The sequence below is a fragment of the Lysobacter sp. 2RAF19 genome, assembly GCF_052115395.1.
GTDB lineage: Bacteria > Pseudomonadota > Gammaproteobacteria > Xanthomonadales > Xanthomonadaceae > Noviluteimonas.
This window is the reverse complement of the sequence record NZ_JBFRGO010000001.1, coordinates 448,089-467,830: the sequence shown is the minus strand read 5'-3', so window position 1 is coordinate 467,830 and position 19,742 is coordinate 448,089. Positions and strand designations below refer to the sequence as shown.

At 58.3% G+C, this 19,742-nt stretch carries 16 protein-coding genes and 1 other RNA gene; 16 read left to right on the top strand and 1 reads right to left on the bottom strand.

Translation table 11 applies throughout. The features are described 5' to 3' along the window. The first annotated feature begins 34 nt into the window (after positions 1-34). From AB4059_RS02370 to AB4059_RS02295, 16 genes are all read left to right on the top strand, one after another. Complete coding sequence (locus tag AB4059_RS02370) at positions 35-931, top strand: LysR family transcriptional regulator (RefSeq protein ID WP_498976258.1); 897 nt, start codon at positions 35-37, stop codon at positions 929-931. Between the two features lie 3 nt (positions 932-934). After that, positions 935-2,089, top strand: a complete 1,155-nt coding sequence (locus AB4059_RS02365; protein ID WP_498976256.1) for an MBL fold metallo-hydrolase — start codon at positions 935-937, stop codon at positions 2,087-2,089. A 23-nt stretch (positions 2,090-2,112) separates the two neighbouring features. Further along, positions 2,113-2,619 carry a (R)-mandelonitrile lyase gene (locus tag AB4059_RS02360; protein WP_498977804.1) on the top strand — a complete coding sequence of 169 codons (507 nt, stop codon included), beginning with the start codon at positions 2,113-2,115 and terminating at the stop codon, positions 2,617-2,619. A 73-nt stretch (positions 2,620-2,692) separates the two neighbouring features. After that, positions 2,693-3,373, top strand: a complete 681-nt coding sequence (gene paoA / locus AB4059_RS02355) for an aldehyde dehydrogenase iron-sulfur subunit PaoA (protein ID WP_498976254.1) — start codon at positions 2,693-2,695, stop codon at positions 3,371-3,373. Continuing rightward, positions 3,339-4,328, top strand: a complete 990-nt coding sequence (locus AB4059_RS02350) for an FAD binding domain-containing protein (RefSeq protein ID WP_498976252.1) — start codon at positions 3,339-3,341, stop codon at positions 4,326-4,328. Before paoA ends, AB4059_RS02350 begins: the two co-directional genes overlap by 35 nt. Beyond that, positions 4,325-6,541 carry an aldehyde oxidoreductase molybdenum-binding subunit PaoC gene (paoC, locus tag AB4059_RS02345; protein WP_498976250.1) on the top strand — a complete coding sequence of 739 codons (2,217 nt, stop codon included), beginning with the start codon at positions 4,325-4,327 and terminating at the stop codon, positions 6,539-6,541. The genes AB4059_RS02350 and paoC overlap by 4 nt, the downstream gene beginning before the upstream one ends. Positions 6,542-6,550: 9 nt before the next feature. Next, positions 6,551-7,570: an XdhC family protein gene (locus AB4059_RS02340; RefSeq protein WP_498976248.1), complete on the top strand. Its 1,020-nt coding sequence runs from the start codon at positions 6,551-6,553 to the stop codon at positions 7,568-7,570. After that, a complete protein-coding gene (locus AB4059_RS02335) occupies positions 7,543-8,163 on the top strand; it encodes a nucleotidyltransferase family protein (protein ID WP_498976246.1) in 621 nt (206 codons plus the stop codon). The genes AB4059_RS02340 and AB4059_RS02335 overlap by 28 nt, the downstream gene beginning before the upstream one ends. Positions 8,164-8,447: 284 nt before the next feature. After that, the gene (locus AB4059_RS02330) at positions 8,448-8,945 is read left to right on the top strand and encodes a hypothetical protein (protein ID WP_498976244.1); all 498 of its coding nucleotides are present in this window, start codon (positions 8,448-8,450) and stop codon (positions 8,943-8,945) included. A 55-nt stretch (positions 8,946-9,000) separates the two neighbouring features. Further along, positions 9,001-9,201 (top strand): hypothetical protein, encoded by a 201-nt coding sequence (locus tag AB4059_RS02325; RefSeq protein WP_498976242.1) that lies wholly within the window; start codon positions 9,001-9,003, stop codon positions 9,199-9,201. Positions 9,202-9,349: 148 nt separating this feature from the next. Then, positions 9,350-10,456 (top strand): AAA family ATPase, encoded by a 1,107-nt coding sequence (locus AB4059_RS02320; protein ID WP_498976240.1) that lies wholly within the window; start codon positions 9,350-9,352, stop codon positions 10,454-10,456. A gap of 329 nt (positions 10,457-10,785) precedes the next feature. Continuing rightward, a complete protein-coding gene (locus AB4059_RS02315) occupies positions 10,786-11,250 on the top strand; it encodes a hypothetical protein (RefSeq protein WP_498976238.1) in 465 nt (154 codons plus the stop codon). Positions 11,251-11,977: 727 nt separating this feature from the next. Beyond that, entirely contained in the window at positions 11,978-13,534 is a 1,557-nt protein-coding gene (locus AB4059_RS02310) for a type I restriction-modification system subunit M (RefSeq protein ID WP_498976236.1), read from the top strand. Then, positions 13,531-14,823: a restriction endonuclease subunit S gene (locus tag AB4059_RS02305; RefSeq protein ID WP_498976234.1), complete on the top strand. Its 1,293-nt coding sequence runs from the start codon at positions 13,531-13,533 to the stop codon at positions 14,821-14,823. Before AB4059_RS02310 ends, AB4059_RS02305 begins: the two co-directional genes overlap by 4 nt. A gap of 1 nt (position 14,824) precedes the next feature. Next, complete coding sequence (locus AB4059_RS02300) at positions 14,825-15,988, top strand: AAA family ATPase (RefSeq protein WP_498976232.1); 1,164 nt, start codon at positions 14,825-14,827, stop codon at positions 15,986-15,988. Next, entirely contained in the window at positions 15,981-19,082 is a 3,102-nt protein-coding gene (locus tag AB4059_RS02295; protein ID WP_498976230.1) for a type I restriction endonuclease subunit R, read from the top strand. The genes AB4059_RS02300 and AB4059_RS02295 overlap by 8 nt, the downstream gene beginning before the upstream one ends. 304 nt (positions 19,083-19,386) lie before the next feature. Here AB4059_RS02295 and ssrA read toward each other — a convergent pair. Further along, positions 19,387-19,740, bottom strand: a transfer-messenger RNA (tmRNA) gene (gene ssrA, locus AB4059_RS02290). Positions 19,741-19,742 lie beyond the last annotated feature (2 nt).

The following is a 19,742-nucleotide window of genomic DNA, read 5'->3' as shown; positions in this document are numbered from 1 at the left end:
CTCAACTAATGAATAGACGTGCCAGACTCGCCCCATGGCCCGACGCAACCTCAACGATTTGCTCGCCTTCGTAACCGTGGCCCGCGAAGGGAGCTTTACCCGTGCAGCCGCCGTTCTCGGCGTCACGCAGTCCGCCCTTAGCCAAGCCATTAAGGCGCTGGAAGCACGGCTGGATATCCGCCTGCTCACGCGCACGACCCGGAGCGTGTCCCCAACGCCTGCAGGCGAGCGCTTGCTGTTGGCGATCGGACACCGATTCGACGAGATCGAATTGGAGCTCGACGCACTGACGGCGCTGCGCGACAAGCCCGCTGGTTCAGTGCGCATTACCTGCGGCGACCATGTACTGCGGACGATCCTGCTACCCAAGCTGCTGCCGGTGATGCACAACTATCCGGATGTGCGGATCGAATTCGATGTCAGCTACGGCTTTCGCGACATCGTGGCCGATCGCTTTGACGCGGGCGTTCGGCTAGGCGAGAGCATCGACAAGGACATGATCGCCATGCCGATCAGCTCGAAGCTGCGCATGGCTGCGGTGGCATCGCCGGACTATTTTGCCAAGCATCCGGTGCCGAAAATCCCCGACGATCTAACTAACCACAACTGCATCAACATCCGCTTCCCCACGCAGGGCGGACTGTATGTGTGGGAGTTCGAACGCCGGAACCGCGAAGTGAACGTGCGCGTGGAAGGCCAGGCGATTTTCAACACGACGCCGCACATCGTCGTGGCGGCGCTCGAAGGGCTCGGTGTCGCATATCTTCCCGAGGAAGAATTCGCGCCCCACATCGAGGAAGGCCGCCTGGTGCGCGTGTTACAGGATTGGTGTCCGCCGTTTTCGGGCTATCACCTCTACTACCCAAGCCGTCGCCAGCACTCCCCGGCGTTCTCGCTCGTCGTCGACGCACTGCGATACAGGGAGGCCTGAGCCATGCGTCTTCATCAACGAGGGTTACTCAGTATTCTCCTGCTAATTGCACTTGCCACCGCAACGCATGTGGCGACCTCAACGTCGCTGTCGGCGTACTCAAACTCCCCGCAGTACGTCGACGGTCGCTTCCGCAACCTTGATCCTGATCGGCAACCGGCGCCAAACACGCCCGAGGTCGGCTGGTGGGATGTCTTTTTCAACAAGCCAGAAAACACAATTCCTGCCGCTCCTATCCAGGTGCGATCCATCACCCGCGGTGAACTCGATAGCGCCCCCGAGCGAAGTGCCTATCGGCTGGGGCACTCCACGCTGCTCTTGAAACTCAGGGGACAGTGGTGGCTCACCGACCCAGTGTTCTCAGACCGCGCCTCGCCAGTGCAATGGGCCGGTCCAAGTCGCTTCCACGCCCCGCCTATTGCGCTGGATGCGCTGCCGACAATCCGTGGCGTCTTGATCTCGCATGATCATTACGATCACCTGGACAGTGCGGCAGTGCGGGCACTTAGCGACAGAGGCACACGGTTCTATGTGCCCTTGGGCGTAGGCGACCGGCTGCGATCCTGGGGCGTTCCTGCAAGCCAAGTTCAGGAATTCGACTGGTGGCAAAGCACCGAAGTCGGCGGCCTGCGTATTACCTCCACACCAGCCCAGCACTTCTCTGGTCGTACGCTGTCAGATCGGAACAAGACGCTATGGACTTCGTGGGTTGTTGAAGACGGCCCGTTTCGAATGTTTTTCAGCGGGGACACTGGCTATTTCTCCGGCTTCAAGGCGATTGGTGAGCGGCTTGGTCCATTTGCCGTCACCTTCATCGAAACCGGGGCCTACAACGCAAACTGGCCGAATGTGCACATGCAGCCGGAGGAAACGGTGGAGGCGCATAAAGACCTGCGCGGTGAGTGGCTCGTTCCCATCCACAACGGAACATTCAGCCTGGCGATGCATGCGTGGGACGAGCCACTTGAACGCGTAACGGCAATCGCGCGGGCACGGGGCGTGCGCATCACGACACCGGCGTTTGGTGAGCGCGTTGAGTTGCAATCTCCGCACGCAGCCAACACCTGGTGGCGCCCGAAACGAGTGCCTGCGGAGACCGCGGTGCGCGCTGATGGGTCGGCGTCTACGGCGGCGCAACGATCGTGGGCGTCCAATTAACTCCATTGCAGATGGGCAACGCCATGACATTTCGTCAAACATCTCTCGCCCTGCTGATTGCGCTGCCGCTTACGGCACTCGCGCTGTCACCCGATTTACCGCGAAAGGAGACCGAACAAATGCACATCGATCGCAACGGCTCCCTGCCTTCCACCAAAGGACCGCCCGAATTCTTCACCGGCAATGTGCGCATCGACATGCAGTTTCAGCGCGGCGGGGATGCGCGGGTGGCAGGTGCCATCGTCACGTTCGAGCCCGGCGCGCGGTCCGCTTGGCACACGCACCCGCTGGGCCAGACCTTGATCGTTACTTCGGGCAAGGGCTGGACGCAGTGCCAAGACGGTCCAATTGTCGAGATCAACGCCGGCGACATCATCTGGTGCCCTCCTGGCCATAAGCATTGGCATGGGGCAACACCTACGACCGCCATGACCCACATCGCGATCCAAGAAGCACTGGATGGGAAAGTCGTTGAGTGGATGGAAAAGGTCACCGACGCACAATACAACGCAGGCCCGAGCGGTCCGTAGGCCTGTAGCCGTCGCTCACGCAGGCCTATCAGCCGGCGTGATAACAGCTTCACATTGCCCCACCGGCTGAGCTATGCCATTCCGGAGGATGGAACAAATGGATGAGAACGCGCCGTGGAAAGTGAATGTCACTCGGCGACGAGTGCTGATTGCGGGAGCGACCTCCGCCGCCGCCACGGCATTGCCGACTGTCGGATCACTTGCCGGGGAAGCTACATCTTCCACGCCGGGGAAGGCGCCGGTGATGACAAAACTCACGCTGACGGTCAATAACAAGCAGCACGCACTCGAACTCGACACGCGCACAACGCTGCTCGACGCATTGCGCGAACACCTGCACCTGACTGGCACCAAGAAGGGCTGCGACCACGGGCAGTGCGGTGCATGCACCGTCATCGTCGAGGGGCGCCGCATCAACTCCTGTCTGACGCTTGCGGTTATGCACGACGGCCAGCGGGTAACCACGATCGAAGGGCTCGGCACCCCCGACCGGCTACATCCGATGCAAGCAGCGTTCGTCAAGCATGATAGCTACCAGTGTGGCTACTGCACGCCGGGCCAAATCTGTTCCGCGGTTGCGGTGCTCGACGAGATCAAGGCCGGCATTCCAAGTCACGTTACCGAAGACCTCACCGCGCGCCCGAGGCTGAGCGCGGCGGAGGTTCGGGAACGCATGAGCGGAAATATCTGCCGATGCGGTGCTTACTCCAACATCGTCGATGCCATCGACGACGTGGCGGGGGGGCTCGCATGAAGGCCTTTTCGACTACGAGCGCGCGCGTACTCCTGCCGAGGCTGCGGCGGCGGTCGCGCGCACCCCGGATGCAAAGTTCATCGCAGGCGGAACCAACCTGCTTGATCTGATGAAGCTTGAAATCGAGACTCCATCTCGCCTGGTCGATGTAAACGGATTGGGCATGGACGAGATTTCGGAGACGGACGACGGGGGGTTGCGCGTTGGGGCACTCGTGCGAAACACAGACCTCGCCGCCGACCGCCGCGTGCGTCGCGACTATCCGGTGCTGTCGCGCGCACTTCTCGCAGGCGCTTCCGGGCAGCTTCGCAACCGTGCTACGACGGCGGGCAACCTTTTGCAACGCACGCGTTGCCCATATTTCTACGACACGAACCAGCCCTGCAACAAACGCCGGCCCGGAAGCGGGTGCGCCGCGATCGGGGGGTTCAGTCGCCACAACGCCATTCTCGGCGGAAGCGAAGCGTGTATCGCCACGCATCCAAGCGACATGGCAGTAGCTATGCGCGTTTTGGATGTGACCGTCGAGACTGTAAAAGCAGATGGCCAAACCCGCATCATTCCGTTTGCCGAGCTGCACCGGTTGCCTGGCAGCACGCCGCAGATCGAACACACGCTGCGGGCCGGCGAGCTGATCACGGCCGTTGAGTTGCCGAAGCCCGTCGGCGGACGTCAGGTCTATGCCAAGATCCGCGACCGCTCTTCGTACGCCTTCGCGCTGGTATCGGTCGCAGCAATCATTCAGCACGACGGCAGTGGCCGTGTAGCGCTTGGCGGCGTGGCGCATAAGCCTTGGCGTATTGACGATGCCGATGCAGCGTTGCCCCGCGGCGCAAAGGCTGCCGCAGCCGCGCTGCTTGATGGCGCCAGGACCACGCACGACAACGCCTTCAAAAAGCCGCTGGTCGAACGCACAATCGCCGCGGTCTTGGTGGACGCAGGGAGGCCGGCATGAAATTCGATAAGCCTGCAACGACAAATCCTATCGATCAGGGCAAGGTCGTCGGCAAGCCAACCCAGCGCATTGACGGCCCGCTGAAAACCACCGGTACCGCGCCCTATGCCTACGAGCGCCATGACGTCGCGCCTAACCAAGCCTACGGATACATCGTCGGCGCCGGCATAGGAAAGGGGAAGATCGCCCTGCTTGACGACGGCGCCGCGCGCAAGGCGCCTGGCGTGCTGGCAATCGTTACCGCAAAGAATTCGGGCAAGCTTGGCAAGGGCGATTTCAATACGGCCAAGCTCCTGGGTGGTCCGGAAATCGACCACTACCACCAAGCCATCGCGATCGTGGTGGCAGAGACCTTCGAACAGGCACGCGCTGCGGCAAACCTAATTCGTGTGGACTACACGCGAGGCAAGGGGCGGTTCGATCTCGCAGCCGCCAAGGGCTCGGCGCAACGACCAAAAACAAAGGACGGCCAGTCAGATCCAGATTCGGATTCAGCCGTTGGGGATTTCGCGGGGGCCTTCGCTTCCGCGACGGTGCAATTGGACGCGACCTACACGACCCCTGACCAATCCCACATCATGATGGAGCCGCACGCCACCATCGCCTCGTGGGAAGGGGACAAGCTCACCGCTTGGACTTCAAACCAGATGGTCAATTGGAGCCGCGGCGACATTGCCAAGACGCTAGGCATCCCCAAGGAAAAGGTGCGTCTGGATTCGCCTTACATTGGCGGCGGGTTTGGCGGCAAGCTGTTCATTCGCTCCGACATCCTTCTGGCCGCGCTCGGTTCGAAGGCGGCCAGGCGACCGGTGAAGGTTGCGCTGCAACGACCGCTGATCGCGAACAACACGACCCACCGCCCGGCGACGATTCAGCGCATCCGCTTGGGGGCCACGAAGGACGGCAAGCTCACCGCTATCGGTCACGAGAGCTGGAACGGCGACCTGCCGGACGGCGGCTTGGAAGTTGCGGTTCAACAGACGCGTTTGTTCTACGCAGGCGAAAACCGCATGACAAAAATGCGGTTGGCCGTGCTCGACCTGCCAGAAGGCAATGCGATGCGCGCGCCGGGCGAAGCGCCGGGCCTGATGGCGCTTGAAATGGCCATGGATGAAATGGCCGAAAAGCTTGGAATGGACCCAGTCGAGTTTCGTGTCAAAAACGACACTCAGGTGGATCCAGAGAAACCAGAGCGACCGTTCTCGCAACGGCGCTACGTCGAAACGCTGCGCAAGGGGGCCGAGCGCTTCGGCTGGAATAAGCGCTCCGCGACACCCGGCACGGTGCGGGATGGTCGGTGGTTGGTCGGTGTGGGCGTTGCCGGCGCATTCCGCAACAACTTGCTACAAAAATCTGGTGCAAGAGTCCGTCTGGATAAGCGCGGGATTGTGACGGTGGAAACCGACATGACGGACATTGGCACCGGGACTTACACCATCATCGGCCAGACGGCAGCGGAGATGATGGGAGTGCCGTTGGATCGCGTGGTCGTGCGTTTGGGCGATTCGAACTTTCCCATTTCCGCCGGTTCTGGTGGACAGTGGGGGGCGAACAACTCCACTTCTGGTGTGTTTGCGGCGAGCATGAAACTGCGCGAAACCATTGCGCAGAAGCTCGGCTTTGATGCGAACTCGGCCGAGTTCGTGGACGGATACGTAGTTTCCGGAGATCGGCGCGTGGCGCTGTCTGACGCGACCCAGGACGGCGAACTCGTTGGGGAAGATTCGATCGAATACGGCGATCTGGATAAGAAGTTCCAACAGTCGACCTTTGGTGCGCATTTCGTCGAGGTCGGCGTTGATCGTGTAACAGGAGAGGTGCGCGTTCGCCGCATGCTCGCCGTCTGCGCGGCCGGTCGTATCCTCAATCCAATATCGGCACGCAGCCAGGTGATTGGCGCGATGACCATGGGAGTGGGCGCGGCCCTTATGGAGCACCTCGTGGTAGATAAACGCCTTGGGTTCTTCGTCAACCACGACATGGCGAGCTATGAAGTCCCGGTGCATGCTGATATCCCGCACCAGGAAGTCATATTTATTGATGAAACAGATCCCATCTCCTCGCCGATGAAAGCAAAGGGCGTCGGCGAGCTTGGCATATGTGGCGTAGGCGCCGCCGTAGCCAACGCCATCTACAACGCCACGGGTGCTCGGGTGCGGGACTATCCGATCACGCTCGACAAGTTGCTCGACCACTTGCCTGTCGTCGGCTAGGGCCCTGAAATGCTTCTGCGCGAGCCGTCGACCGACATTGATGCGCGCGCCAGCTCGCTTGAAGCAATGCAGCGCGCGCCGTTTCTTGCTGCCGGCAATCCGCGCCCCGTTTTGGTTGCCGCGCGCCAACCCACCGAAGATGGGGTTCTCGCTGTGGTTCTGGAAACCGAAGGATCGACCTACGTTCACGCCGGGGCGATGGCCTACTTCGATGCGCAATGCCAGGTGGGTTGGTTGAGTGGGGGTTGCCTAGAACCCGCGATCGCGCAAGAAGCTGCACGATCGGCCGCAACAGCCACGGTTGGTTGGATGGAGGTCGACACTCGCGGCGACGAGGACTTGCTGTCGGGTTCGGCGATCGGATGTCGTGGTCGCCTACGTCTTGCGTTGCTGCCGCTGAAAGCGCTCGGGAACCTGCTGCAGGTGATTGATGCCTGGCTCGAGGGCAGCTCACTCACCCTCGACTTGGAAGAGGAGGGCGGGGTGCGACTGGCCTCGGCCGAGTGCGTAGCAAATACGAAGTTGCCCGCAGAGGCGGTCCCTTGGCACGGCTCCAGCTCATGGTCGATCGAGGTCCGCCGGCTGCCCACGGTACTGCTATTCGGTGCGGGGCCAGAGGCGTCAGCGTTGCTTCGCTTGCTCCATGAACTTGGTTGGCACACGACGTTGGTGGAGCGGCGTGAGCGCTGGAAGCGACCCGGAGCTCCCGTTGATGTCCATATCGAGGCGACTCCTTCGTCAGTGCAAGCTGACGTGGATGTGGCACTCGTAATGCATCACCACTTCGAGCTCGATCGCGAAGCCTTGGAAGCACTATCGCGTTCTACAGTTTCATTTATTGGGCTGCTCGGTCCGAAAAGCCGACGCGATGACTTGTTCAAGCTACTCACGCCGCAGCAACGCGTTGCGATCGCACCCCGACTGCATTCGCCGGTTGGGCTGCCCCTAGGAGGTCAAGGGCCAGAGGCGATCGCGCTGAGCGTCGCCTCGCAGTTGCAGGCTTGGCGATCAACGATTTCTCCGCGATGAACACACATGCCGCGATCCTGCTGGCGGCGGGGGGGAGCACGCGCTTGGGTCAAGCAAAGCAACTTCTACGGAGAGGCGGCGAGACGCTGGTGCATCGCGCTACCCGCTTGGCGCTGGGCACTTCACCTGCGCGAATGCTCGTCGTCGTGGGAGCAGATGCTGAACGCGTTGAAGGCGAGTTGCAGTCCGAATGCGAAATCCTTCGCAATCATCACTGGCAAGAGGGCTTGGCCAGCAGCCTAAAGGTTGCGGCCGATGCGCTTTCCGAGTTCTATGGGCCAGTGCTAATCCTCGCTTGCGATCAGCCGGCGCTCGAACTCGAACACCTCGTCTCTTTGCTTGCTGGGGCTCGCTGCTCCCGATCGGGCGCGGCGGCCACGTTGCATGGGGGGTTGCCAGGCATTCCCGCCGTCGTCCCTGGACGATGGCTTGCAGAAGCTCCCTTGGGCGGAGAGGTGGGGTTTGCGAACAAATTACGTGCGCTGCCGGCAGCGGCTCTGTTCGTGCTCGACGAGGCGGTGTTGGAAGCCGACCTGGATACGCCCAATGATGTCGAATACGCTGTCGCGGCGGGGTGGGTAGAGCGCATTTGAGTTGTCTTAAACATTGGACGGGCATTTTTTCCTCTATTGTGCGCCGCGCTATTTCAGTGATTTCCTAAGAACGCCGGCGCACGCTGGTAAACAACTTTGGGGGTCACGTGGTTGATAAAGAACTGGTTCCAGAATACGGGCCGCTCGTGGCAACTTGTGCCGCATATGGAATTCGGCGATCTGCGGCATTCGAGCTCGTAAGGGAAGTTGGCAATGATCGATAAACACTACGACCATCTGGCGCAAATCGCGGCACGTGAGCTACCTGCATCGGTTGCTTTTGCATGAAGGTTTCAACTAAGCGCGGGGGAGGACGGCCGCCTCTTCGTGCGTTTGTCAGGCCGGAGCACGCCGAGCGCTTTGGAACCACCAATTTCGAGCGCACTAGACATCTCGAAGCTGTCGTGAGGGTTAAGCAACTGCAGGCCGCTGGAGAGAAGCATGACATCGCATTGGTGATCGTTGCCGAGGCTATGGGAACCGGGGTTCGGCAGCTCCAACGTTGGCATTCGCGATTCGAAGTGATTGCGAGCAGCGAAGCCCGACGAGAACGGCAGTCGGCAGCGGCTGTGGTCGAGGGTGTGCGGCTACTTCGCGCCTGGTCGGCATTGCCAATTGCACTGCAGCGAGTGGCCGAGGAACATCGAACGTCCGGCGAGGCAATTGTCGCCGCTGTAGAAGAGCAGTTTGAAGCTGCTCAGGCCCTGCATATCTCAATGCCCAAGTGGTTGAGTCGGGAATCAACCCGACAAAAACTCGCAGAACTATTCCGGGCTACTTAGTCCGGCCGCCAGGATTCCGTCGCCCGCTAAACATCGGCGAATACGGAGGAATCCAATGACTACCAACCGAACCCCGGAATACGCGCCCTTCATCCCGAAGGCGCGCGAATACGGTATTGCAAGGTCTAAGGCGATCGAGCTTGCAAACGCAGGGTTGCTCGACACATTTCTAATTGGTCGGCGCCGCTTTGTCTTTCTCGATTCGCTCCGCACGCTGCCGGAGCGCTTGGCGAAGATGCAGGCTAGTACGAAATGAAATACCGCAGCCCCAACATCTGGAATTGGGGGTGCCGCCCACGCGCGGCGTGCCATCGCCACTACCTTTTCCGGCGGTTTTCCCCGCGTTTCGGACTAGGAGTCGCGCCCGTCGGTTTTCAGCTCTTCGGTGGTTCCGAGGTGGGATTGTGAATCGCGAGACCGAGGCTCCTATCGCTAATCTTGTCCGTGTCGATGTGCACGACCTGACAAGCGCGGAGCCGCCTTCTGCCGAATACGTGGTCGATGGCCTCATCCCAGTCGCTGTAGTGCTGCTCGGCGGCCACGGCGGTGCGGGGAAGTCCATCTTGGCGCTGATCATTGCAGCGCACGTCGCCGCCGGAGTGCCATTTGCCGGTCGTCGGGTTCGTCGTGGGCGAGTAGTGTTTGCCTCGCTAGAAGATCCCTCCTCAGTTGTCCGTTGGCGATTGCACAAGATTGTTCAAGCCTACGGCCTCGACCCCCATGCCGTGGCTGCCTTCTTAGTCATCCTCGACGGCTCCGGCGGGGATGCGACGCTCGCAGCCGAGCGCCTGGACGCTGGCGCGCGCTGGATCGTGCCGACGGCCACGATGGCCGAACTCCGAGAGGCGGCTGGTGGTGCGGTATTGGTCATCATTGATAACGCCTCCGACGCCTTTGACGGCAACGAAAACGATCGGCGTCAAGTGCGCGCTTTTCTTCGATTGCTGGCCGGCTTGGGGCGTGAGGTAGGGGCAGCGATGCTTTTGCTGGCGCATATCGACAAGGCGGCTGCGCGATCTGGGCCAGCGGGCAACTCATATTCCGGATCGACCGCGTGGCACAACTCAGCGCGCGCTCGCTTCGCGCTGGGCAAGGACAGCGGTGCGATCGTACTCGCGATGGAGAAGAACAACCTTGGACCGATTGCAGCGCCATTGACTTTCAGGTGGAACGACCACGGCGTTCTTGTTCCGACGACGGCCGCCGAACTTGTCACGGCCATCTCAAATGATCCTAACATCGCCGCGGACAACGGCGACGTGCTCGCGTGTCTGCGAGCGGCGACCTGCGACGTTCCGACGGCCACGATGGGCGCATTCACTGCCTTCCACGCGCTGAAACATCGTCCCGATATGCCGTCGTGGGCGCTGAAGGGAGCCGACGGCAAGGCCAGGTTTGCTCGAGCGCTAGTGCGTTTGGAGCGCGTCGGCCGTATCCGGAGGCAGGAATATCAGACTCGTCATCGACACCGATCAGAGCGATGGGTTGTGGCCGAGGAGCGCGGGCAATGAGCGTTTGCGCTAGAACTGCAGCCAGCGCGTGGGCTCTCGACTGCGCGCTCAAAGGCGCGCGCGCTCATCCCCCATACCCCCTGCACTTGAGCGCGCGCAGGTCGCGCTCATCGCGGAACTGTTCGCAACTCGACTTGGGCGCACTTGAGCGCAAGCACCGGCGCTGGCGGCGACAAACGTCGAACCGAGCTGTTGGGCGGCATCGGCAAAAGGAAGTACGGGTCCTTCCTCCGAGTTGGCTCGCACGGGGGACGGCGACTGCCGGACCTGACCACATTCAATGTGACAACCGAGTTGTCAGTTGTCAGTTAAAACTGCGAGGAACACGTATGAAAGAAGACCTGTCAGAAAAGTTTGCCCAATTGGTTCGCGGCCGTGCGATCAAAATGGAGGAGCGGCGAGCCAGAGCCAAGCTAAAACAAGACGCCGATCGTCGATTCTCTCAAGCGTTTGTCGTGGCTGTGGAAAGTGTCGTTATTCCCGCGATTGAACGCGCAACCCGGCATATGCGAACTGTCGACACGAGCATCACAGTGGAACACTCGTTTTCGGCCCAGACCAAACTGCTCATCAACTTTACGTTCGTCGATGACGCAAGGGCGGCAGATGCTCTTTTCTCAAGACCGCACGTCACAATCGAGCGCGACGAGGAACTGCGGCGAGTGCGGATTTCAACGAGTCGCCCATCCGGCTGGATTAACGAAGTCGAGACGTCCAGCCTGCCTCTCCATCGTGTGACCGAGACCCTTGTGGCGGAACTGCTGGTCCACGTGGTTGCCGGCTTTTACGAGTAGCGGTGCGCCATCCTATTGCCAGGCCGGCTAGAACGGGCTTTGGCAGGGTCTGGGCCCCCAACGGCCGTCCCAGGGGCTCAGAACTGTTAAATTCTGTTCTGTTGACCCATTTGGGGCGGGGACGGGGTGGAATGGAAGACAGCCGAGTGGGGATTCTCGTCGGCCGAGAGATTCGGGAACACCTCGATCGGGCCGAGCTCGTAACAGTAGGGGTGAAAAAAAGGGCAAAGTCCTCCTCGAGGGCCGCGGAGGCATCGGTCAAGCGAAAGCCTGTCCAAAGCGACTGGGCCAGCAGATCCAGCCGATATACACCCTTGTCGGGCGCGATCAGTCAATCGGTTCGCCGAGAACTCCCTGGGCAACCCCGCGCAGCCTCGGCGTGGAGGTATGGATGCCCCAAGTTGCGAATTGATGCCAGGGGCGACTCACACGGCAAGACGAGTTTTCCGGAGCCGACGCGCCGGCGGCGCGACGTCTGCCGTCCGCCGAAAAATGTACTTCTGCTCAATGCTACGTATCGACGCTCGCACGCGCCATTACTGGCGGTCCTCCCGGGGGAGGGGAGCACCGAACTACGTCGAAAGCGGCACACGATATTTCAAGAAAAGCACAGAACACCCCAAAGGTGTAGATCCCGCACCTCGGCAAGTGCACCGGGCACCCTTTCCAGCCAGTTCAGCGCCTCGGCCCGACAACTGGCGAATTTTAACGTTGCAGGAACCATTGCATGACCAGCACTCAACAACGCGCCGCCCTGCAACGCCAGATCTGGCAGATCGCCAATGATGTGCGCGGTGCCGTCGACGGCTGGGATTTCAAACAGTACGTTCTTGGCACGCTGTTCTATCGCTTCATCAGCGAGAACTTTGCCAGCTATATCGAAGGTGGGGACGAAAGTATTCGCTACGCCGGACTGGGCGACGACGTCATTACGCCCGAAATCAAGGACGATGCTGTCAAGACAAAAGGGTATTTCATTTACCCCAGCCAGCTTTTCGCCAACGTGGTCGCCAAGGCCCACAACAACGAGAAATTGAATACTGACTTGGCCGCCATATTTGCCGCCATCGAAAGCTCTGCCAACGGCTACCCCTCCGAGCACGACATCAAGGGACTGTTTGCCGACTTCGACACCACCAGCAACCGTCTTGGCAACACCGTCAAGGACAAGAACGCCCGTCTGGCCCGTGTGCTCAAGGGCGTAGAAGGCTTGGATTTCGGCCACTTCGACGCCGCCCATATCGATCTGTTTGGTGATGCTTATGAGTTCCTGATCTCGAACTACGCGGCCAATGCGGGCAAGTCTGGCGGCGAATTCTTCACCCCGCAGCATGTGTCCAAGCTGATTGCCCGATTGGCCATGCACAAGCAGACGAGCGTCAACAAGATCTACGACCCGGCATGTGGCTCCGGCTCGCTGCTACTACAGGCCAAGAAGCATTTTGACGCACACATCATCGAGGATGGATTTTTCGGTCAGGAGATCAACCACACCACGTACAACTTGGCGCGGATGAACATGTTCCTGCACAACATTAACTATGACAAGTTCAACGTCCAGCTGGGTAATACCTTGACCGATCCGCACTTCGGCGGCGACAAACCGTTCGATGCGATCGTCTCCAACCCGCCGTACTCGGTGAAATGGATCGGCAGCGACGACCCCACTCTGATTAACGACGAGCGCTTCGCTCCGGCAGGCGTGCTAGCGCCGAAGTCGAAGGCCGACTTTGCGTTCGTGTTGCACGCGCTTTCCTATCTCTCTAGCAAGGGCCGTGCTGCCATCGTCTGCTTTCCCGGCATCTTCTACCGCGGTGGCGCGGAGCAGAAAATCCGCCAGTACCTGGTCGACAACAACTACGTCGAAACGGTGATTTCGCTGGCACCCAACCTGTTCTATGGAACCGGCATCGCTGTGAACATTCTGGTGCTGGCGAAGAACAAGACTGACACGCGCACCCAGTTTATTGACGCAAGCAATCTATTCAAGAAGGAAACCAACAATAACGTGCTGCTCGACGACCACATCGAGCAAATTATGCGGGCCTTTGACAGCAAGGTTGATGTAGACCACTTCTCGCAATCTGTGCTGGTCGAACGAATTGCCGCCAACGACTACAACCTCACGGTCAGCAGTTATCTGGAAGCGAAGGAGACCCGCGACGTCGTTAACATTGTTCAACTCAACGCCGAGTTGAAAGATACAGTCGCCAGTATCGACAGACTCCGTAAGCAGACCGATGCCCTGGTCGCTGATATTGAGGGCGCGGAGTCCAGGGTATGAGCAGGGTGAACCGTCTGGGCACGCTACTAGATGGCATGGCGGTGGAGTGGAAGCCGCTGGGGGAACTGGCCACATTGGTTCGCGGCAATGGGCTTCAGAAAAAGGACTTCACCGAAACGGGCGTACCCGCCATTCACTATGGCCAGATATACACCTATTACGGCCTATCAACAGAAAAAACCAAGTCATTTGTGTCACCGGAACTGGCCAAGCAGCTTCGCAAGGTTGATAAGGGCGATGTCGTAATCACCAATACGAGCGAAAACATCGACGATGTCGGGAAGGCCTTGGTGTATCTCGGCGAGCGGCAGGCCGTCACTGGCGGCCATGCAACCATCGTGAAGCCCGGCAATGTTCTATTGGGGAAGTACTTTGCCTATTTCACGCAAACGGACACGTTTGCTAAGGACAAAAGGAAGTTCGCGAAGGGGATCAAGGTGATTGATGTATCAGCTACGGATCTGGCGAAGATACGAGTCCCCATCCCATGTCCAGACCTGCCCTCCAAGTCACTCGCAATCCAAACGGAGATCGTCCGGATTCTGGACGCTTTCGCGGAGCTGACCGCCGAGCTAACCACCGAGCTCAATGCCGAGCTCAAAGCCCGCACTAGGCAATACCGGCACTACTGCGATCAGCTACTGAGCTTCGATGATCCGCACGTCACATGGAAACCGCTCGGCCAACTGGCTGAAATTTACGGTGGCCTGAACGGAAAAACGAAGTCGGATTTCACGGACGGCAACGCGAAGTACGTTTCTTACAAGAATATATTCGCCAATCACGCTGTTGATTTCAGTGCTCTTGGGCACGTCAAGGTCTCTGGTGCCGAGAAGCAAAACGACGTTCGCTACGGCGACGTCCTGTTCACCGCATCCTCGGAGACCCCTGAGGACGCGGGGATGTCTTCAGCTGTCACGGCGCGCCCTACGGAGAAGGTCTATCTCAATAGTTTTTCATTCGGCGTTAGATTTAACAGTGACGTATCGATAACCCCGGAATTCTCTAAGCACCTTTTCCGTAGCAGCCATATGCGAGCTCAGATTGCAAAAACAGCGAGTGGGGTCACACGTTTCAATATTTCCAAAGAACGTTTCAAGAAAATTCTAGTTCCCGTTCCGTCATTAGCGGAGCAGGGCCGTATTGCCGAGATCCTTGACGAATTCGACACTCTCACCAAGTCAATCAGCGAAAAATTGCCGCGGGAAGTCGAGTTGCGCCATATGCAGTACGCATACTACCGCGACCATCTTCTGAGCTTCCCTCAATTGGAAGCGGTGGGGCGCTGAGATGGGGAAGACGCTGACCGACATCTCTCAGCACGTTAAAGACGCAAATAAGAAGGTGCAGCTGATCTATGCTTTTAACGGCACCGGAAAAACGCGTCTGTCGCGTGAATTCAAGCGGCTCATCGCACCCAGGGTCGAGGGGGGTGGGAGTGGGGAGTCGGAAGATCAGCCCGAGCTGACGCGTAGCAAGATTCTGTACTACAACGCCTTTACCGAGGACCTGTTTTATTGGGACAACGATTTGGCTCTTGATGCCGAGCCCAAGCTGAAGATCCAGCCCAACTCATTTACTGATTGGTTGCTCACGCTGCTCAAGGATCTCGGGCAGGACGGAAACATCGTCAAATATTTTCAGCGGTATGCCAACGACAAACTGATGCCGCATTTTAGCGAGGACCTGGCCGAGGTCACCTTCTCGCTTGAACGCGGCGACGACAATCGGTCTCACAACCTCAAGATTTCAAAGGCCGAAGAAAGCAACTTCATCTGGAGCGTCTTCTATGCGCTGCTGGATCAAGTCATCAGTACGCTCAACGTCGCTGAGGAAGAGAGTCGTGAGACCCGAGAGTTCGATCGGCTCCAGTATGTCTTCATCGACGACCCCGTTAGCTCGCTGGACGACAACCACCTGATCGAGCTAGCTGTGAATCTCGCTGGGCTGATTAAGAGCAGCGAATCTGAGCTCAAGTTTGTCATCACCACTCACAACCCCCTCTTCTACAACGTGCTCCACAACGAGCTCGGTCTGAGTGCGAGTGGCAAGAAAGAAGGCTGTTACCTCCTGGAGCGGCTCGAGGACGGTACCTACTTCCTTAATGTCAAATATGGTGACTCCAACAGGAGCTTTTCCTATCACCTGTATCTCAAGAAGGCTCTGGAGGAGGCGATTGCCGCCGACGATGTTCAACGCTACCACTTCACCCTGTTGCGCAACTTATACGAAAAGACTGCAAGTTTTCTGGGATACCAGAGGTGGTCGGAACTGCTTCCTGACGACCGGCAAACTTATTTGAACCGCATTATCCAGTTCACCAGCCACAGCACCCTCTCCAATGACACGGTCACCGAGCCAACGCCACAGGAGAAACAGATTGTCAGCTTTCTGCTTAATCACTTGACCGGCAACTACGGCTACCTTCAGCAACAGGAAGTTCTAAATGGCTGATTACCTCAGGTCCATTGCCGAGTCGAATACCTTCATCGTTCTGGACAAGTACACCCGGGAATGGAAGGCCGCGGAAAGCTATCAGAGCGAAGACGCTCTAGAACGCGAGTTCATCCAAGACTTGGTCCATCAGGGCTACGAGTTCTTGCCCGCCCTGAACACGCCCGACGCTTTGCTGGCGAATGTGCGGGTCCAGTTGCAGGCACTCAACCAAGTGCAGTTCTCGGACGGCGAGTGGCGGCGCTTTGTTGAAACCTATCTGGACAGGCCCAGCGAGGGCATTGCCGAGAAGACACGTAAGCTCCACGACGACTACATTCATGACTTTGTTTTTGACGACGGGCACATTCAAAACATCTATCTGCTAGACAAGAAGCGTATCGCTCGCAACAAGGTGCAAGTGATCAAGCAGTTCGAGCAGACTGGTGGTCATGCCAACCGTTACGACGTGACGGTGCTAGTGAACGGCTTGCCGCTGGTGCAGGTTGAGCTCAAGAAGCGCGGCGTCGCCATCCGCGAGGCCTTCAATCAGCTCCATCGCTACAGCAAGGAGAGCTTTAACAGCGATCACTCGTTGTACAAGTTTCTGCAGCTCTTCGTGATCTCCAACGGCACCGACACTCGTTACTTCGCAAATACCACGAGGCGCGACAAGAACAGCTTCGATTTCACCATGAATTGGGCGAAGTCGGACAACGGCTTGATCAAAGACCTGAAAGACTTCACGGCGACATTCTTCCAGAAGCACACTTTTCTCAATGTGCTGCTGCACTACTCGGTGTTTGACGTCAGCAATACCCTACTGGTGATGCGGCCCTACCAGATCGCCGCGACCGAACGCATCTTGTGGAAGATCAAGAGCGCGCACGAAGCCAAGAGCTGGAGCAATCCGGAAGGTGGCGGCTACGTCTGGCACACCACAGGCTCGGGCAAGACTCTGACCAGCTTCAAAGCAGCACGCCTGGCGACCGAGCTTGAGTTCATCGACAAGGTGTTCTTCGTGGTGGACCGCAAGGATCTGGACTACCAGACCATGAAGGAATACCAACGGTTCTCGCCCGATAGCGTCAACGGCTCGGATAGCACGGCCGGTCTTAAGCGCAACTTGAGTAAGGACGACAACAAGATCGTCGTCACAACGATTCAAAAGCTAAACAATTTGATGAAGAGCGAAGGCGACCTGCCCATTTACGGCAAGCAGGTCGTTTTCATTTTTGATGAGTGTCACCGCAGCCAGTTCGGTGAGGCTCAAAAAAACCTGAAGAAGAAGTTCAAAAAGTTTTATCAGTTTGGCTTTACTGGCACTCCGATATTTCCGAAGAACGCCTTGGGCGCGGAAACCACCGCTAGCGTGTTTGGTCGTCAACTGCATTCTTACGTGATCACCGATGCCATTCGTGATGAAAAGGTGCTCAAGTTCAAGGTGGATTACAACGACGTGCGCCCGCAGTTCAAGGCTATCGAATCCGAGCAAGACGAAGTAACGCTCAGCGCCGCCGAAAATAAGCAGGCCTTGTTGCATCCCGACCGCATCCGGGAAGTCACTCGGTACATTTTGAACAACTTTCGCCAGAAGACCCACCGTCTGCAGGCCGGCGCGGTCGGTTTCAATGCCATGTTCGCGGTAAGCAGCGTTGATGCCGCGAAGCTGTATTACGAGGCGTTCAAGACGCTGCAGAAGGAGAGCGCAAAGCCCTTGAAGGTGGCGACAATCTTCTCCTTCGCTGCCAATGAGGAGCAGGACGCCATCGGGGAGATTCAGGACGAAAGTTTCGATGTTTCGGCTATGAACAGCAGTGCCAAGGAATTCCTAAGCGCGGCCATCGCCGACTACAACTCACTGTTCAAGACGAACTTCAGCGTGGACAGCGACGGATTCCAGAATTACTACCGCGACCTGGCCAAACAAGTGAAGGCTAAGGAGGTAGATCTTCTGATCGTCGTGGGTATGTTCCTGACCGGCTTCGACGCTCCGATGCTCAACACTTTGTTTGTCGACAAGAACCTGCGCTTCCACGGTTTGATGCAGGCGTACTCGCGTACAAACCGCATTTTTGACGCCACCAAGACCTTCGGAAACATTGTCACCTTCCGAGACTTGGAGAAGGCGACCGTCGATGCCATCACCCTGTTCGGCGACAACAACACGAAGAACGTCGTCCTAGAGAAGAGCTACCGGGAGTACATGGAGGGCTTCACCGACGTGCTGACTGGTGAGGCGCGGCGAGGCTTCGTAGAAGTGGTGAGGGAATTAGAGCAGCGTTTCCCCGATCCCGCCGCCATTGAAAAAGAGGTCGACAAGAAGGTCTTCGCGAAGCTGTTTGGCGAATACCTACGCGTTGAGAACGTGCTGCAGAACTATGATGAGTTTGCCAGCCTAAAGGCCTTGCAAAACGTAGATATAAGCGATCCCGTAGCTGTGGAAAGCTTCAAGGCTAGCCATTATTTGACTGACGAGAGCTTGGCTGCGCTGCAGGCGATCAAGCTACCAACCGAGCGGAAACTCCAAGACTATCGGTCCACTTACAACGACATTCGCGACTGGCTGCGCCGCGAAAAAGCCGCCGCGGACAAAGGTCAATCCACAATCGACTGGGATGACGTGGTCTTTGAAGTCGACTTGCTCAAGTCGCAAGAGATCAACCTAGATTACATCTTGGAGCTGATCTTCGAGCACAACAAAAAGAATCGGAGCAAAGCCAACCTGGTCGATGAGGTTCGCAGAGTAATCCGCGCCAGCGTAGGCAACCGTGCCAAGGAGACCCTGCTTGTCGATTTCATTAACGCCACTGACTTGGACCAGATTGGCGACAAGGCCAGTGTGATCGAAGCCTTTTTTAGCTTTGCCCAAGCGGAGCAACGACGTGAAGCACAGGAGTTGATCACTGCTGAAGACCTGAATGCCGAGGCAGCCCGGCGTTACATCGCCACCTCGCTCAAGCGGGAATTCGCAAGCGAAAGTGGCACCGAGCTAAATGCCGTCCTGCCCAAGATGAGCCCGTTGAACCCGCACTATCTAGTCAAGAAGCAGAGCGTGTTCCGAGCGATTGCCGCCTTCGTTGAGAAGTTCAAAGGCGTGGGCGGCCAGATCTAACGTGACGCTGCCTCAACTACTAGTCGAGTGCAGTCCGAAGTGCGCCGCCGCCTCTAACATCCTCGTGCGAGGTCGCTCGAAAGGTTCCCAACGTTCCAAGGACGAAGTAATCGGCTCCACTTGATAGCCCATCTTTCTTGGGCACGGAGTACGCCTTGGTCCGAGGACTTGCTAATCGAAATAGCGGTCGCACGGAAGAGCGCATGCGACAGCTGAAATTTGACGGCATCCGTACTGGAGTCCGTACATCCTCTAACTTCGCAGCAAAATAAAAGAAAAACCCCTGATAAATCAGGGGTTTAATTGGTGGAGGTGGGGGGAATTGAACCCCCGTCCGAAGGCACTCCATCCCCGGCACTACATGCTTAGCTCGCCGTTCGTTCTCGGCCTGCGGCAACACGACGTGCGAGGCACACCGCAGGACACACCCGCTTTAGGTTAAGTCAGAGCTGACGGGTCGCCACTCCAACCGATCCTGTGATGATGACCCTACATCCACGAGCACAGGCACAAGTGGGTTCGGGGCTAGGCCTTAAGCGGCCAGAGCGTAGACGTCGTCGTTCGCGTCTAGGTTTTTGCAGCTGGATTAACGAGGAAAGCTACCCCCTCGGCATGCGCCAAGCGATTTCGCGACCCCCGTCGAAGCCAGTGCACCCCCGG

Excerpts from the sequence above, each read along its gene's own strand:
- AB4059_RS02370 (WP_498976258.1), top strand. The coding sequence starts at position 35 with ATGGCCCGACGCAACCTCAACGATTTGCTCGCCTTCGTAACCGTGGCC.
- AB4059_RS02365 (WP_498976256.1), top strand. The coding sequence starts at position 935 with ATGCGTCTTCATCAACGAGGGTTACTCAGTATTCTCCTGCTAATTGCA.
- AB4059_RS02360 (WP_498977804.1), top strand. The coding sequence starts at position 2,113 with ATGACATTTCGTCAAACATCTCTCGCCCTGCTGATTGCGCTGCCGCTT.
- paoA (WP_498976254.1), top strand. The coding sequence starts at position 2,693 with ATGCCATTCCGGAGGATGGAACAAATGGATGAGAACGCGCCGTGGAAA.
- AB4059_RS02350 (WP_498976252.1), top strand. The coding sequence starts at position 3,339 with ATGCCATCGACGACGTGGCGGGGGGGCTCGCATGAAGGCCTTTTCGAC.
- paoC (WP_498976250.1), top strand. The coding sequence starts at position 4,325 with ATGAAATTCGATAAGCCTGCAACGACAAATCCTATCGATCAGGGCAAG.
- AB4059_RS02340 (WP_498976248.1), top strand. The coding sequence starts at position 6,551 with ATGCTTCTGCGCGAGCCGTCGACCGACATTGATGCGCGCGCCAGCTCG.
- AB4059_RS02330 (WP_498976244.1), top strand. The coding sequence starts at position 8,448 with ATGAAGGTTTCAACTAAGCGCGGGGGAGGACGGCCGCCTCTTCGTGCG.
- AB4059_RS02325 (WP_498976242.1), top strand. The coding sequence starts at position 9,001 with ATGACTACCAACCGAACCCCGGAATACGCGCCCTTCATCCCGAAGGCG.
- AB4059_RS02315 (WP_498976238.1), top strand. The coding sequence starts at position 10,786 with ATGAAAGAAGACCTGTCAGAAAAGTTTGCCCAATTGGTTCGCGGCCGT.
- AB4059_RS02310 (WP_498976236.1), top strand. The coding sequence starts at position 11,978 with ATGACCAGCACTCAACAACGCGCCGCCCTGCAACGCCAGATCTGGCAG.
- AB4059_RS02305 (WP_498976234.1), top strand. The coding sequence starts at position 13,531 with ATGAGCAGGGTGAACCGTCTGGGCACGCTACTAGATGGCATGGCGGTG.
- AB4059_RS02300 (WP_498976232.1), top strand. The coding sequence starts at position 14,825 with ATGGGGAAGACGCTGACCGACATCTCTCAGCACGTTAAAGACGCAAAT.
- AB4059_RS02295 (WP_498976230.1), top strand. The coding sequence starts at position 15,981 with ATGGCTGATTACCTCAGGTCCATTGCCGAGTCGAATACCTTCATCGTT.